This window comes from Amycolatopsis sp. (assembly GCF_036008905.1).
In the GTDB taxonomy this organism is placed as follows: domain Bacteria; phylum Actinomycetota; class Actinomycetes; order Mycobacteriales; family Pseudonocardiaceae; genus Amycolatopsis.
The window spans coordinates 37,339-52,532 of the sequence record NZ_DASYMU010000219.1 but is presented as its reverse complement, the minus strand read 5'-3'; the positions used below and the strand labels follow the sequence as shown (position 1 = coordinate 52,532).

Genomic DNA, 15,194 nt, shown 5'->3' with positions numbered 1-15,194 from the left:
CGGCAATGTTTTACCAAACGCCGATGATGCAACGACTTCTGGCGCATCCGGCGGGTCCGGCTCCCCCAAGCGGCGGCCCGCTACGTGAGAAAGGGGACCTACCTCACATTCGAAGCGAGGCATTTCGGTCGAGGAGCTCGACCCGCCACTTTGGCGAGAAAGTACCCCTCTGCCGGGGACTTTCGCTCCCCAAAAGGAAGTGAAAGTCCCCTTCGGCTCACGGGGTTACCGCGGGAGGTAGGCGCGGTGCCCCTTCGAGAACTCGAAGTTGTTGAACTTGTCCCAGTTGATGGACCACGCCATCACGCCGCGCAGGTTCGGGTACACCCCGCGTGGCTTGTAGCTGCCGCAGCTCTGGGCCTTCGTCAGGCAGTCATAGGACGCCTTCACCTCGGCCACGGACGTGAATCCGTTCCCGGCGTTGGGACTCGCGGGCAGGCCGATGGCCACCTGGTCCTGGCGCAGCGCCGGGAAGGTGTTCGCCGCCTTGCCCTCGATCGGGAAGCCCGACAGCAGCATGTCGGTCATCGCGGTGTGGAAGTCGGCGACGCCCATCGTGTGATATTGGTTGTCGAGGCCCATGATCGGGCCCGAGTTGTAGTCCTGGACGTGCAGCAGCGTCAGCGCGTCCCGCATGGCGTGGATGACGGGCAGGTAGGACGCGGCCCGCGCGTCGGCCGTGCCGTTGGCGCCGCTGCCGTAGAACTGGTAGCCCAGCTGCACGAAGAACGTCTCCGGCGCCATCGTGAGCACGAAGTTCGCGCCGTACCTCGCCTTGAGCGACTTCAACGCGGAGATCAGGTTCACCACGACGGGCGTGGTCGGGTTCTTGAAGTCGCGGTCACCGGCGTTGAGCGAGAGCGAATGACCCTCGAAGTCGATGTCCAGTCCGTTCAGGCCGTACTTGTCGATGATCGCGCTGACCGAGCTGACGAACGCGTCGCGTGCGGCGGTGGTGGCGAGCTGGACCTGGCCGTTCTGGCCGCCGATCGAGATCAGCACCTTCTTGCCCGCGGCCTGCTTGGCCTTGACGCCCGCGATGAACTCGGCTTCGCTCTCGACGTTCGGGCACTCCGCGACCGGGCAGAGCTTGTACTGCAACTGCCCCGAGGTCACCGATGTCGGCTCGGCGAAGGCGAGGTTGATGATGTCCCACTCCGCCGGCACGTCGTTCATGCGGATGTAGCCGGAGCCGTTGGCGAAGCTGGAGTGCAGGTAGCCGACGAGCACGTGCTTCGGCAGTGAGCCCGCGGGCGGCGGGGTGGTGGTCGTCGGGGGTGGCGTGGTGGTCGTGGGTGGCGGGGTGGTCGTCGGCGGCGGGGTCGTGCTGGTCGGCGGCGGGCCGCCGGGGCCGGACAGGGTGACGTCGTCGGCGAAGTAGCCGGGCTGGCCGTACCAGCCGTGCAGGTACACGGTCACGCTCGTGGTCGACGGGCCGGTGTTGAACGCCGTCGAGAGCTGGGTCCACGTCGACGCCGCCGGGGTCCACGTGCTGACGTCGCCCGCGGCGGTGCCGGTCGCGCCGAGGTAGACGTAACTTCCCTGCACCCAGGAGGAAAGCGTGTACGCCGAGTTCGGCTGGACACTCACCACCTGCGAGCACTGGCCGGTGTCCGAGGAGCTCGGCGTCGCCGAAAGCGCGCGGCTGCCGCTGTGTACCGGCGTGGTCACCGCGCGGCCCGAGGTACAGGTCCAGCCGCTGGTTTCGCCGAGTTCGAACCCGGGATTGGCCACCAGGTTCGCCGCGGCGCCCGCGCTCGGTGTCACCGTTGTCAGGGCCAGCACCGGCAAGGCCGCGAGGGCCAGCCCGGCGAGAACCGAAAACCGTCTGCGCGTCATGGAAGACCTCCAGTGGAGCCCAACTTCGGGACCGCGGCGTTCACGTTCCTGAATTGGACTAGACCACTAGAGGTCTGTCAAGGTCTAGACCACGTTTGGGCGTGCACAGATCGCGCTCACGTGTGCACAGACCGCGCTCGGGTGCGCGTCAGGGGGTTTCGGGCTCGGGGGCGGCGCCGAAGGCTGTCCAGGTGTCGGAGGCGTCGGCGGACTTCCGGAGGACGCGGCGGACGGGCAGGCCGTCGGGGCCGCGGCGTTTGAGGCCGGGCCAGATTTCGCGGGCTTCGAGGGCGGCCGCGCGGATCGCGGCGCCGTCGAGTTCGGTGAACGTCTCGCTGATGTCCCGCTTGAGCCATTGGACGACGACGTTGAGCGGGCCCTTGGGCGGAAGGGGCCAGATGAAGACGTTGTGCCGGAAGTGGAACGAGCTGCCGCCACCGCTGTCGGCCCGCAGGACCGGATGGTCCGGGCGGGTTGGCGACGGCATGGAAATGGTGTCCGAGCTGGCCCGCTTCCCGTCGGCGAACAGCACGCCGATGAGCAGGGCGTCCCTGTCGGGGACCCGGCTGTGGTCGACCAGCCCGATCCGGCCCTCTTCGATGAGGTTGTCCAGCGCGTAGACCGAGATGCGGAGCGTGATCGCTTCCGGCCAGACCTCGATGTTCCGCAACGCCACGATCGTGCGTTCGGAGCGGCCCAGCGGAAGCGACCACGGCAGCACCGCGGGCACGATGTACTCGTCCGGGGCGGCGAGCCACGGCCGCCCGCTGTACGCGAACAGTTCTTTGTCCGGCAATGGGAACACCGGGCGCGGCCGTGGCTCGTCCTCGAAGAAGTTCATCATGGTCAGTCGCGTGTGGTCAGATCGCCGTTCTGCTTGGCCAGTTCGCCGGTGCCCGGGCCGCTCGTGCCCACGCCGTTCGAACCCATGGCGTCCATGAGCTGCTTGGCCAGGCCGAGGCCCGTGCCACCCAGGGACAACGCCTTGGCGAACATGTCCGACATCCCGTCGGCGCCGTTGAGAACCACCATGTGGTCGATGTTACTGAACGCCTTGGCTCCTGCCTCGACGATTTCCGGCCACTTTTCGGCGAGTTGCTGCGCGACGACCGCCTCGGTGTTCTCCGCGAGCGCCGCGGCACGTGCTTTGATCGACTCCGCCTCGGCGAGACCCTTGGCCTTCGCGGCGTCCGCGTCGGCCAGGCCCTTCGCCCTGGCCGCGTCGGCCTCGGCGAGCCCCTTCGCCTTCCAAGCCGCCGCTTCCGCTTCACCGGTCGCCCTGGTCGCGCTGGCCGTCGCCTCGGCACGGGCCTTCGTCGACTGGGCTTCGGCCTCCGCGGCCGTCTTGACCCTGGTCGCGTCCGCGCCCGCCCGCAGCTCGGTCTCCTTCGCCTCGGCCTGGGCCTTGGCGATCTGCGCGTCACGGTCCGCGTCGGCCGTGGTGCGCGTTTCGTACGCGCGCGCGTCGGCGGGCTTGCGGACCTGCGACTGCAGCTTCTGCTCGGCCAGGTCCGCTTCGAGCTCCGCGGCCCTGGTCTCCTGCACGACGACTTCCTGCCGTGCGGTCGCCTCGGCCAGTGGGCCGGACTGGCTCGCCTTGGCCTTGGCCTGGTCGACCTCGGCCTGGTAGCCGGCCTGCTGGATCTGGCTCTCCCGGACCGCGGCGGCCTTCAGCGCGGCGGACTCCTGCTCGGCCGTGGTGGCCTCCTGGTCCCGCTGCGCTTCGGCGATACGCGCCGAGGCCGCGATGGCCGCGGCGTGCGGCTTGCCGAGGTTCAGGATGTAGCCGGACTCGTCCTCGATCTCCTGGATCTGCAGCGAGTCCACGATCAGCCCGAGCTTGATCATCTCGGTCGCCGACGACTGGCGGACCTCACCGGTCAGCGCGTCGCGGTTGTGGATCATCTGCTCGATGGTGAGCCCGCCGACGATGGACCGCAGGTGCCCGGAGAACAGCTCGTGAATGGTGTCGTTCATGCCCTTTTGCTGGTCGAGGAACCGGCGGGCGGAGTTCGCGATGGAGGCGAAGTCGTCACCGACCTTGTAGATGACCACGGCGCGCACGGTCACCGGCAGGCCTTGCTTGGTGACACACGAAACCTGCAGGTTCACCCCGCGTGTGTCGAGCGAAAGCCGGCGGGCGGTCTGGAAACCGGGCATGACGAGCACGCCCTTGCCGGTGATGATCTTGAAGCCGAGACTGTCCGCCGTCTCGGTGCGCTCCACGCGCACGCCGAGACCGGAGATGATCAACGCTTCGTTGGGCTCGGCGACCTTGTAGAGCAGTCGCAGGATGACGAACAGGACGATGATTGCGCCGACGATCACGCCGACGAGGACCAATGGTTCCATCGAGTCTCAACCCCCACCTCGAGATGAAAATGCCGTAGTGACCCTACGACGCCGTCATCGTCCGATGGGTTGCCACCGTTCCACATAAACCGTGCGCGGCGGCTCGAAGTCGACGACGAGCACCTGCGTCCCGGATTCGAAGCTCTCCTCCGGGTTGAGCGGGTACGCGTAGAACGCCTCCGTCCCGCCGCGGATGCTGAGCAGCACCTCGCCGATCAGCCCGGGCCCGATGGTGCCGGTGACCCTGCCACGACTGCCGATCAACCGAAGCCCCTGATCTCGACTTTGCTGCCCTTCTTGACCTTGGTGCCCGGGTCCGGGCTCTGCTCGAAGACGAAGTTGAACCCGCCGCCGCCACCGCCGCGGCCGCCCTTGCGATCCGGGTTCAGCCCGGCATCGCGCAGGATCTTTTCGGCGTCGTCGAACGACTTGAACTTCACGTCCGGCACTTCGACGGTGCTGGACATGAAGACGTTGACCTTCTTGCTGCCGCTGGTGACGGTGGTCCCGGCGGGCGGATCCGTCTTGGTGACGGTGCCTTCCTGGTCCTCGCCCGCCGCGACCGGCTCGAACCCGGCCTCGCGGAGCAGCTGGAAGGCCTCGTCCTTCTGCTTGCCGACGACGTTCGGCATCGGCTTCGGTTCAGGGCCCTTCGAGATGATGATGGTGACCTGGCTGTTGATGTCCACCGTGCTGCCCGGCGCCGGGTTGACGTCGACGACAGCGTTCTTCGGCACGTCCGCGCTGAACGCCGGCTCGGTGCCGCGCACGGGCACGAGCTGCTGCTCCTTGAGCGCGGCCTCGACCTCTTCGACCTTCGCCCCCGGCCGGACGTCCGGCACGATCGGGCGGCCGGAGGACAGGACCACGGAGATCTCGGCGCCCGGCTGCACGGAGGTGCCCGCGGCCGGGTCGGTACGGATGACCTGCCCGCTCGGCACGTTGTTGTCCCGTTCCCGGTTGGGGTACTTGGGCGTGAGCTTGAGCTTGCGCAGGGACTCCCCGGCCTGGGCCTGGGTCTGCCCGTCGAGCGAGGGGACGGCGACCGCGGTGGGCCCGCCGTCGTTCCCGCCGAGCAGCCAGGCGCCGGTGCCGATCAGCGCGCCGAGCACGACCACGGCGACGGCGAGCGCGATCAGCTTCTTCCGGCGGCTCTCGGCCTCGGCCTTGTCCGTCCTGTCCGTTCTGTCCGTGGGTGGCCGGCCGGACGGCGGCCTGCTCTGCCTCGGCATCCCGACCGGCGGTGACGGCGGCGGCGGTGCCATGTTCCGGTTCAGCGCCATGGTGGGCCGCGGCCCGGTCTGCGGCTGCTGCGGCATCGGCGGCGGGGTCGACGCCGTGATGGGCGCGATGATCGTCGTCGAGGCCAGTCCCGGCAACGTGCGTTCCACATCGGACACGCGGTCGCCGTCCGGCGGCGGCGGGACCGGGATCATCACGGCGGGAATGCCGAGCGAGGCGCGCAGCGTGTTCAGCTCGGTCAGGAGGACACCGGCGTCGGCGGGCCGCGCGTCGGGCTCGCGGCCGGTCGCGCGCAGGATCAGGTCGTCCAGTGCGGGCGGGATGCCGGGGCGGAGCTCGCTCGGGCGGCGGACGTTGTCGTTCACGTGCTGGTAGGCCACCGAGATCGGCGTGTCGCCGCTGTAGGGCACCTGGCCGGTGAGCATTTCGTAGAGCAGGATCCCGGCGGCGTAGACGTCACCGCGTGAGGTGGTCATCCCGGTGGTGACCTGCTCGGGCGCGACGTAGGCGACCGTGCCGAGGATGGTGCTCGCCTCGGTGGTGCCCGACTCGGAGATGGCGCGCACGAGGCCGAAGTCGCCGACCTTCACGACTCCGCCGGCACCGAGCGTGCCGCCGCGGCCGATGAGCACGTTCTCGGGCTTGACGTCCCGGTGCACCAGGCCGGCGTTGTGCGCCGCGGCGAGCGCGGACAGCATCGGCTCGGCCACGCTCAGTGCCAGCGCGATGTCGAGGGGGCCCTGCTCGTTCATCAGGTCGCGCAGGGTCCCGCCGTCGACGAGCTCCATGATCAGGAACGCGCGCGTGGACTCTTCACCACCGGTCGTGTCGACTCCCTGGTCGTGCACCGCGACGACGTGTGGGTGGTGCAGACCGGCCGCTGACCTGGCCTCACGCTCGAAACGCTCCACGAAAGAGCGGTCATCGGCGAAGCGCGGGTCCATGATCTTTATGGCGACCTGGCGGTCGAGTCGGGTGTCCAATCCCCGGTACACCGAGGACATCCCGCCGCGCGCCAGCAACCTGTCTACCCGGTAGCGGCGCTCCAGGAGCGTGCCGACCAGGGTGGTGTCGGTTCGTGTCACAGCTACCGATCGTACGGTTCAGCCGGGGCGAATGGGACTCGCCCCGGTGACTCGGTGGTGACCGAGTTCGCGAATTCCTGCTCCAACAGTGTGATATTGCGGGCCGTCACGGCCAATGTGGCAGAGTGTCACCTGTGAGTGGGCTTCCGATTGCTGATGATGTGCTAGATGCCGATGTCGACGTGCTCTCCGTCCAGGAGACGGCCAACGCTCTCGGGGTGTCGGCCAACAAGGTGCGCCAGATGCTGCGGGACGGGGACCTGATCGCGGTCCGGCGGAAGGGCGACCTGTTCGTCCCGTCGGCGTTCCTCGTGAAGGACGGGATCGCGAAGGGCCTCAAGGGGACCATCACCGTCCTGCTGGACTCCGGGTTCACCCAGACCGAGATGCTGCGCTGGCTGTTCGCCGACGACGAGTCCCTGCCCGGCGGCAACCCCATCAACGCGCTGCGCACCAGTCACCACACCGAGGTCAAGCGGCGCGCGCAGGCGATGGCCTTCTAGCGGGTTTCGCTTCACCGACGTTCCCGTGGCATGAAGGGACCTTTCATCTCAGGCTGTGTCTTCCACAGAGTGAGATGAAAGGTCCCTTCATGCCACTTTTGGGCCGGTACCCTAGGCGTTCTGCTTGTCGCGCCACTCGATCCAGCGGCGGAGCGGGCCGAGGTCGAAGTCCGGGCCGCCCGCGTTGGCGGTGAACAACGAGACGCCGAGTTCGCGCAGCTGGGTGCCGAGCACCTCGGGATCGCCGTCGCCGACGCCCACGGAGCGCTCGATCTCCGACGGGTCGCGGCCGACGTCCGCGCAGTGCTGGTCGAGGATCTTCACCTTGCGCGAGACGACCTCCGGGTCGCCGAAGCCGTGCCAGATGTCGGCGTGCTTCGCGACCAGCTTGAGGGTCTTCTTCTCGCCGCCGCCACCGATGAGCACCGGGATCTTGCGCACGGGCTGCGGGTTCAGCTTGGCGAGGCGGCTTTCGATCCGGGGCAGGGACTCGGCGAGGTTGTCGAGCCTGCCGCCCGCGGTGCCGAACTCGTAGCCGTACTCGTCGTAGTCCTTTTCGAACCAGCCGGAGCCGATGCCGAGGATGAGCCTGCCGTCGCTGATGTTGTCGACCGTGCGGGCCATGTCGGCGAGCAGCTCCGGGTTGCGGTAGCTGTTGCAGGTCACCAATGCGCCGATCTCGACCCGGGAGGTGGCCTCCGCCCAGGCGCCCAGCATGGTCCAGCACTCGAAGTGCTTGCCCTCGGGCTCGCCGAACAGCGGGTAGAAGTGGTCCCAGTTGAACAGGATGTCGGCGCCGAGTTCCTCGGCTTCCGCCGCGACCTGACGGATCTTGGCGTAGTCGGCGTGCTGGGGTTGGATCTGCAGGCCGATCCGGACCGGCCTGGTTGTCGCTGAAGTCATGATCGAAGCCTACGGCCGATCGACCCGGTTCCGCTCGTCCAAGCACGGAGGAGGTTCGGGGCGGCGACAGCGAGACGGCGTCCCCGCGAGACGGCCGCGCGCCGGTTCAGCACGTCGTAATCGGCCGCGACGATCTTGTCCAGGATGCCTTCGTAAAGCGTCAGTGCTGTTTGGACACACGGCCGGGATTCCTTGCGCAGCAACGGAATACCGACCTCCGCACGCCGGTAGATCGCGCGTGTGCGAGACACGGCGCACGCCAGCGCGCGCCGGATCCGCCGGTCGGTCCTGCCGTGGCGGCGCGACCAGACGAGCAGCTCGCGGTCCACGTCGTACGCCGAAAGTTCATCGATCGGCAAATAAAGTCGCCCGCGGTCAAGATCTTCGCCGACATCGCGCAGGAAATTGGTCAGCTGGAAGGCTTCGCCGAGCGCGGCCGCCGCGGGGGCGGCTTCCGCCGGGGCGCCGACGGTACCGAGCACCGGCAGCATCTGCAGCCCGATGACACCCGCCGAACCGTAGACATACTCGGCCAGCGCCGGATATGTCGCGTATCCGGTGATCGTCAGGTCCATCCGCATCGAGTGGAGGAACGCGTCGAAGAGATCCCTGTCGAGGTCGTAACGGCCGACGGTGTCGGTCAGCGCGGCGAGGACGGGGTCAACCGGGCGTTCGCCGCTGAACACGGCGTCCAGCTGCGCGGAAATCTTCGCCAGCCCGGCGGCCGGATCGCTGCCGGGGGGCGGGTTGTCGACGATTTCGTCGGCGGCGCGGGCGAATCCGTACAGTGCGTGCGCCGCCGGGCGGGCCCGCGCGGGCAGCAGTTTCGTCGCCAGGAAGAACGTGCGGCCGTGATGGGCGTTGATGCGGCGGGATTCGCGGTACGCCGCGCGCAGGACCGGGTCCGAGATTCCCGCGGCACTGAGCTCGCTCACCGGCCCGTGATCCTCGCCGCCGCCAGCCTGCCGGAGATCAGCACCGGCGGGATGCCCACGCCCGGGGTGGTGCCGCAGCCGGCGAGGACGACGTTTTCCACGCCCCGCACCAGGTTTCCCGGCCGGAACGGGCCGGTCTGCGCGAACGTGTGCGCCAGCGAGAACGGCGTGCCCGCGGCGAGTCCGCGTGCCGCCCAGTCCTGTGGCGTGACCAGTTCGGTGACCTCGAATTCGCCGTCGAACCCGGTGAGCCCGCGGGAGGTCAACGTCTTGAGCAGCTCGTCGCGGTACGCGGGGCCGACGCGTGCCCAGTCGACGCGGCCGCGGTGCAGGTTCGGCGCGGGCGCCAGCACTGAGACCACCTGCCTGCCGTCGGGGGCGAGCGCCGGGTCGGTCGCGGTGGGGCGGGTGACGAGCAGCGACGGATCACTCATCAGCGAGCCCTCGCGGATGATCTCCGAGAACGTCTTCGCCCAGGCGTCGCCGAAGAAGATCGTGTGGTGGTCCAGTTCCGGCCAGCTGTGGCCGGTGTGCCCGTGCACGACGACCGCCGAGGGGGAGAAGCGCAACGGCACCGGGCGTCGAGGCCGTGTCCCGAGCAGCCGGTACGCGCCGGTCAGTTCGGTCGCCAGCACGACGGCGTCGCACTCGATGCGCTCGCCCGACCGCGTGCGGACCGCGCGGACGCGCGACGAAACCCGTTCCAGCCAAGCGGCTTCGGTCTTGAAGTGGAGCTCGGCGCCCGCGCGTTCGGCCGCGGCGGCCATCGTTTCGGCGATCCGGCCCATCCCGCCCGCCGGGTAGAACACCCCGCCGACGGTGTCCATGTACGAGATGACGCCGTACGCGCCGATCGCGCGCATCGGGTCGAGGCCGGCGTAGAGCGACTGGAACGAGAACAGCCGCCGGACGCGGTCGTCGTGCAGGAACCGGCCGATTTTGGGGCCCAGCCTGCCGAAACCGCCCAGCGCGAGGAGCTTCGCCAGCTCCGGTCGGACGAGATCGAGCGGAGAATCGAAGTTGGCGCCGATGAAATGGTCCTTCTGCGCCGCGTAAAGCTCGGTGAGCCAGCGTCGGAGCTGCCGGTAGCCCTCGGCTTCGCGCGGCCCGGCCACAGCCCGGATCTCGGCCTCCATCGCGGCGGCTCCGGTGTGCACGGCGATCGTGCTGCCGTCGGCGAAATGCGCGCGGTAGGCCGGATCGAGCCGGGTGAGCGCGAGGTTGTCCGACAGCGTCTCGCCGACAGCCGCGAACGCTTCGTCCAGCAGCTCGGGCATGGTGAGCACGCTGGCGCCGGTGTCGACGGAGTAGCCGCCCTCGCTGCGCCGCCCGACGCGGCCGCCGGGACGCGGATCCTGTTCCAGCAGCGTGACCTTCCGGCCCGCGCCGAGCAGGTGCAGGGTCGCCGACAGCCCGGCCAGCCCGGCGCCGATGACGACGACGTGATCGGTCGCCCCCGTGACCGTCCGCGCCCTCCCGTCGCCCACCACCACCCTCAACGGAGACGCTTCGCGCCCTGCCATGTCAATAAGCCCGTTTGGTGGCCTTGACCACCAGTTCGGTCAGCTCGGCGGGCGCGGGGCCGGCCAGGTGCGCGCGGTCCAGCGCGGCCATCGCGGTGCCGGTGAGCTCGTCGATGCGCTGCTCGACGGCGTCCACCGCGCCGACCTCCACCAGCGTCTGCCGCACATTGTCGACATCGGTGTCGGCGAGGTCCGCGTTGCCGATGGCATCGGTGATGACCGTGACCGCGCCGGTGCGGCCTTGCTGCGCGGCGCGCTCCAAGCCGAGCGCGACGAGCAGCGTCCGCTTGCCCTCGCGCAGGTCGTCCCCGGCGGGCTTGCCGGTGACCGACGGGTCGCCGAACACGCCGAGCAGGTCGTCGCGCAGCTGGAAGGCGACGCCGACGTCACCGCCGAACTGGAGCAGCGTGCCGATCAGTTCGTCGTCGGCACCGGCGAGTGAGGCGCCAAGGTGCAGGGGCCGCTGGACGGTGTACGCGGCGGTCTTGAGCATGTCGATGCGCAGCGCGGCCTCGACGGAGGTGTCCCCGGTGGCCTGCGTGCGCATGTCGAGGTACTGCCCGGCGAGGACCTCCGTCCGCATGGCGCGCCACGCGGGCCGGGCGCGGGCCATGGTGGCGGGCGGGAGCGGGGCGTCGGCGAACATGTCGTCGGCCCACGCGAGCGCGAGGTCGCCGATCAGCACCGCCGCGGCGAGGCCGAAGGTGGCGGGCGAACCGAGCCAGCCGTTGTCCGCGTGGTGCTTCGCGAAGGCGATGTGGACCGTCGGGGAGCCGCGGCGGGAGTCGGAGGAGTCGATGAGGTCGTCGTGGATCAGCGCGCAGGCCTGGATGAGCTCCAAGCTGGCCGCCGCCTGCACGACCCCTTCGGCGTCCGCACCGGCCGGGTCGCCGCCCGCGCCGCGCCACGCCCACCAGGCGAACGTGGGACGCAAGCGCTTGCCTCCACCGAGCACGAACTCGCTGAGCGCGTCGATCCCGGTGTGCACGCTCGGCTCGGTCCGGCAGATCTCCTCGCCCGCGCGGCCGAGGAACGCGCCGAGCGCCCGCTCGACATGGGCCGGCAGGTCTGCGTCGTAGCCGAGCTCGCTCATGGCTCTATCGTCCGCGAACCCCGGCCTCCCGTCATCGCGGGGTGCCCTAGATGTGGCGGAGTCGACTCGGTATGGGTTAAGGCGTGATCCGCGGCCGGTTGAGGTAGGCCGAAGCGAGGGACAACGCGCAGCCGAACCCCAGGATGGCCGACAGCCACCACACGCCCATGGTGAGACTCCAGACGAACGCGGCCGCCATCAACGCCGCCGTCAGGAGATTGCGGAACTGGAGTGGCGTCAGCTTCGGCTTCTGCATACCCCACGATCTCACGCCCCGCCCGCCCCTCCCGACATACCCCGCGTCCGCAACCATCGCCATCTGTCGACAGATGGCGAAAGGCTCAGGGTGCCCAGAAGGGGCCGGTCAGGCCTACGGAGGCGAAGTAGGCGGCCGACGTCTGCGGGGAGCGACGGCGGTAGCCGTGGTCGAGGCGGCCTTCGTACCAGCGTGACGCGAGGTTCCACAGCGTCGGCAGGTCCATCACGTAGCCCTTGGTGTTCCCCGACGCGGCCAGCCAGCCGTCCACACAGGACTCCCCGCAGAAGACGCGCTGGTGCCCGCAGGTGTGCACGACGTCGTCCCAGATCCGTCGCACGGGAACGAGGAAGTGCGCCACCTGAGAGCCGGGCGGCGGGGCTTCGCGGCCGACGACCCAGGCGTGCGGTTCGGCGCAGCCGGGGCAGCGGGTGGCGACGAGCACCTCCGGCTCGTCCGGGACCAGGTGGGGGATGGCGAACGAGTCCCACGCGCAGCCGCCCCACCACAGCGTGTTCTTCCCCATTGCCGAAAATCCGAGCGGGATCGAGGCGAACGGATGGGCCATCACGATGTGCTCGGACTCGTTCAGCACGACGTGGTGCGCGTCGGCCAGGCGGTGCAAAGCGTGCTTCGCCACAGCTAGGGACCCTCCGGCCACGGCGGCGAGCTCGGCCGCGGCCGGCGGCACTCCCCGGGTGGCGAACGAGTGGTACACGGCCAGCCGGACGTCCTCGTCTGTGTCGCTCACGTCTACCAGTATCCGCGTTCCATTCCTCGGGAGACGATTCCCAGATCGCGGGCGAACGCCCGATATGATGACTTGCATGACGTCTGTGGTCGAGCGGTTGCAGGGCGATGGCCCGCAGTTCTCCATCGAGTTCTTCCCCCCGCGGGACGAGGCCGACGAGGCCACTTTGTGGCGCTCGATCCGCGAGCTCGAGTCCTACGACCCGGCGTACATGTCGATCACCTACGGCGCCGGCGGGTCCAGCCGCGACGGCACGATCCGCAGCATCGCCCGCGTCGCCACCGAGACCACGCTCGTGCCGATGGCGCATCTCACCGCCGTCAACCACTCCGTCGCCGAGCTCCGCAACGTCATCGGGTGGTACGCCGCCGTCGGCGTGCGCAACGTCCTCGCGCTGCGCGGGGACCCGCCGGGTGACCCGTACGGCGAGTGGATCCCGCATCCGGACGGCCTCAACTACGCCGAGGAGCTCGTCGAGCTGGTCCGTTCCCTCGGCGACTTCTGCGTCGGCGTGTCCGCTTCCCCGTACGGGCATCCGCGCTCGCCGGACCTGGAGAGCGACACCAAGTACCTCGTCCGCAAGCTCCGCGCGGGCGCCGACTTCGCCATCGCGCAGCTGTTCTTCGAGCCCGAGATCTTCCTGCGGCTGCGGGATCGGGTCGCCGCGGCCGGCTGTGACGCGCTGATGCTCCCCGGCATCATGCCGCTGACCACGCTGCGGACGCTGCACACGACCATCCGGCTGTCCGGCGCGCCCGCGCCGCAGACACTGCTGGACAGACTCGAACCGCTGTCCGAAGATCCGAAGGCGTTCCGCGCCGAAGGCATGGACGTCGTCACCGAACTCTGCGAGCGGCTGATCGCCGAAGGCGTGCCCAACCTGCACTTCTACACCTTCAACCGGTCCAAGGCGACGAGCGAACTCATCGGCAGGCTGGGCCTCGTCCCCGCTCGCGCTTAATCGGCTATCGGCGGTTTGAGCGGGGCCCGGTAGCGTGCGGCTATGGCTTCTATCACGCACGGTGTGCACCAGATCTGTGATCGTTTCGTCGACGAGTACGCGGCGGCCGATCCCGTCACGGCGACCTCGGTGGGCATCGACGGATACGACGACCAGCTGACCGACTACTCCCCGCAGGGGTACGAAGCGCGGGCCGCGATCAGTCGCCGCGCGGTCGAAGCGGTCGAAGCCGCCGAGCCCGCCGACGACAGCGAGCGCGCCGCCAAGGCGATGTTCCTCGAGCGGATCGGCCTGGAGCTCGAGATCCACGACGCCGGTCTCGATCTGGCTTCGCTCAACGTGATCTCGAGCCCGGTGCAGGACCTGCGCATGGTCTTCGACCTCATGCCGACCGAAACCCCCGGGCAGTGGGCCACCATCTCCACCCGGCTGAGCAAGCTGCCGAAGGCGCTCGACGGCCTCCGCAGCTCGCTGCTCGCCGCCGCCGAAAAGGGCCACGTGTCCGCGCTCCGCCAGGTCGGCAAGGTGGCCGAGCAGGCCGAAACCTGGGCCGGGCTGGGCGGCGAAGAGGGCTTCTTCACCGCGTTCGTCGAGGGCGCCAAGGACGTCTCCGACGAACTCCGCGAGGAGCTCGCCCACAACGCCCGCGTCGCGCAGGAGGCGTACGCCGAACTGGCCGGATTCCTCCGTGCCGAGCTCGCGCCCCTCGCCCCGACGAAGGACGCCGTCGGCGAGGATGCCTACCGCCTGTGGTCGCGCTACTTCACCGGCACCGCGCTCGACCTCGGCGAGGCCTACGAGTGGGGCTGGGCCGAGTTCTCCCGGATCGAGGCCGAGATGTTCGCCGTCGCCGAGCGGATCAAGCCGGGCGCGACCCTCGCCGAAGCCGCCGCCGTCCTCGACGCCGACCCGAAGTATCTCGTCCAGGGCCAGGGCGCCTTCGAGGAGTGGATGCAGAGCCTGTCCGACAACGCGCTGAAGTCGTTGCGCGGCAAGAACTTCGAGATCCCCGACGCGCTCATGGCGCTCGAGTGCAAGATCGCGCCGCCCGGCGGCGGGGTCGGCGCGTACTACACCGGCCCGAACGAGGACTTCACCCGTCCGGGCCGCATGTGGTGGTCGGTGAACCCCGACAAGACCGAGTTCCCGACCTGGCGCGAGGTCAGCACCGTCTATCACGAGGGTGTCCCTGGCCACCACCTCCAGATCGCGACGGCGGTGTACCAGGCCGCTTCGCTGAACAAGTTCCAGCGGCTGATGGGGTTCACCTCGGGCCACGGCGAGGGCTGGGCGCTCTACGCCGAGCGGCTCATGCAAGACCTCGGTTACCTCACCGACGACGGCGACCTGCTCGGCATGCTGTCCGACCAGCTGTTCCGCGCGGCGCGGGTGGTCGTGGACCTCGGGATGCACCTGGAACTCGAGATCCCCGCCGGGACCGGGTTCCACGAGGGCGAGCGCTGGACGCCCGAACTCGGGCTGGAGTTCATGCTGACGCGCACGATCACCGACGCCGACCACGTCCGCGACGAGATCGACCGCTACCTCGGCTGGCCGGGGCAGGCACCGGCGTACAAGATCGGCGAACGGCTGTGGCTGGCCGCCCGCGAGGACGCCAAGCTGCGGCAGGGCGACGCCTTCGACATCAAGGACTTCCACACCCGCGCGCTCAAGCTCGGCGGTATGGGTCTCGACACCCTCCGCGAACAGCTCGCCCAGCTCGACTAGCGGGCTGAAAGGGACTTTCGCGG

14 protein-coding genes are annotated in these 15,194 nt (G+C 69.3%); 3 read left to right on the top strand and 11 right to left on the bottom strand.

The window, feature by feature from the left end:
- Positions 1-225 precede the first annotated feature (225 nt).
- The 5 genes from VGP60_RS35340 to pknB all read right to left on the bottom strand — a co-directional run bounded on the left by VGP60_RS35340 (position 226) and on the right by pknB (position 6,518).
- Entirely contained in the window at positions 226-1,839 is a 1,614-nt protein-coding gene (locus tag VGP60_RS35340) for a chitinase (protein WP_327552535.1), read from the bottom strand.
- 148 nt (positions 1,840-1,987) lie between these two features.
- On the bottom strand, positions 1,988-2,683 hold the full coding sequence (locus tag VGP60_RS35335; RefSeq protein ID WP_327552534.1) for a hypothetical protein: 696 nt from the start codon (positions 2,681-2,683) through the stop codon (positions 1,988-1,990).
- Positions 2,684-2,685: 2 nt separating this feature from the next.
- The gene (locus tag VGP60_RS35330; RefSeq protein WP_327552533.1) at positions 2,686-4,191 is read right to left on the bottom strand and encodes a flotillin family protein; all 1,506 of its coding nucleotides are present in this window, start codon (positions 4,189-4,191) and stop codon (positions 2,686-2,688) included.
- A 54-nt stretch (positions 4,192-4,245) separates the two neighbouring features.
- Positions 4,246-4,455: a hypothetical protein gene (locus VGP60_RS35325; RefSeq protein ID WP_327552532.1), complete on the bottom strand. Its 210-nt coding sequence runs from the start codon at positions 4,453-4,455 to the stop codon at positions 4,246-4,248.
- Positions 4,452-6,518, bottom strand: a complete 2,067-nt coding sequence (gene pknB / locus VGP60_RS35320; protein ID WP_327552531.1) for a Stk1 family PASTA domain-containing Ser/Thr kinase — start codon at positions 6,516-6,518, stop codon at positions 4,452-4,454. Before pknB ends, VGP60_RS35325 begins: the two co-directional genes overlap by 4 nt.
- Positions 6,519-6,652: 134 nt before the next feature.
- Between pknB and VGP60_RS35315 the strand changes: the two genes are divergently transcribed.
- Positions 6,653-7,021: an Rv2175c family DNA-binding protein gene (locus tag VGP60_RS35315; protein WP_327552530.1), complete on the top strand. Its 369-nt coding sequence runs from the start codon at positions 6,653-6,655 to the stop codon at positions 7,019-7,021.
- 111 nt (positions 7,022-7,132) lie between these two features.
- Here the strand turns inward: VGP60_RS35315 and VGP60_RS35310 are convergent, their stop codons facing one another.
- The 6 genes from VGP60_RS35310 to merB all read right to left on the bottom strand — a co-directional run bounded on the left by VGP60_RS35310 (position 7,133) and on the right by merB (position 12,491).
- Positions 7,133-7,924, bottom strand: coding sequence for an LLM class F420-dependent oxidoreductase (locus VGP60_RS35310; RefSeq protein ID WP_327552529.1), 792 nt, complete (start codon positions 7,922-7,924; stop codon positions 7,133-7,135).
- Positions 7,921-8,859 (bottom strand): phytoene/squalene synthase family protein, encoded by a 939-nt coding sequence (locus VGP60_RS35305; protein WP_327552528.1) that lies wholly within the window; start codon positions 8,857-8,859, stop codon positions 7,921-7,923. The genes VGP60_RS35310 and VGP60_RS35305 overlap by 4 nt, the downstream gene beginning before the upstream one ends.
- Positions 8,856-10,346: a phytoene desaturase family protein gene (gene crtI / locus VGP60_RS35300; RefSeq protein WP_327552527.1), complete on the bottom strand. Its 1,491-nt coding sequence runs from the start codon at positions 10,344-10,346 to the stop codon at positions 8,856-8,858. Before crtI ends, VGP60_RS35305 begins: the two co-directional genes overlap by 4 nt.
- Before the next feature lie 37 nt (positions 10,347-10,383).
- Entirely contained in the window at positions 10,384-11,475 is a 1,092-nt protein-coding gene (locus VGP60_RS35295) for a polyprenyl synthetase family protein (protein ID WP_327552526.1), read from the bottom strand.
- 76 nt (positions 11,476-11,551) lie between these two features.
- Positions 11,552-11,731: a hypothetical protein gene (locus VGP60_RS35290; protein ID WP_327552525.1), complete on the bottom strand. Its 180-nt coding sequence runs from the start codon at positions 11,729-11,731 to the stop codon at positions 11,552-11,554.
- 85 nt (positions 11,732-11,816) lie between these two features.
- The gene (gene merB, locus VGP60_RS35285) at positions 11,817-12,491 is read right to left on the bottom strand and encodes an organomercurial lyase (RefSeq protein WP_327552576.1); all 675 of its coding nucleotides are present in this window, start codon (positions 12,489-12,491) and stop codon (positions 11,817-11,819) included.
- Positions 12,492-12,558: 67 nt separating this feature from the next.
- On the opposite strand from merB, the gene VGP60_RS35280 reads away from it, so the two are divergent.
- Both VGP60_RS35280 and VGP60_RS35275 read left to right on the top strand, forming a co-directional pair.
- Complete coding sequence (locus VGP60_RS35280) at positions 12,559-13,443, top strand: methylenetetrahydrofolate reductase (RefSeq protein WP_327552524.1); 885 nt, start codon at positions 12,559-12,561, stop codon at positions 13,441-13,443.
- A 42-nt stretch (positions 13,444-13,485) separates the two neighbouring features.
- Positions 13,486-15,171 carry a DUF885 domain-containing protein gene (locus VGP60_RS35275; protein ID WP_327552523.1) on the top strand — a complete coding sequence of 562 codons (1,686 nt, stop codon included), beginning with the start codon at positions 13,486-13,488 and terminating at the stop codon, positions 15,169-15,171.
- Positions 15,172-15,194: the final 23 nt, after the last annotated feature.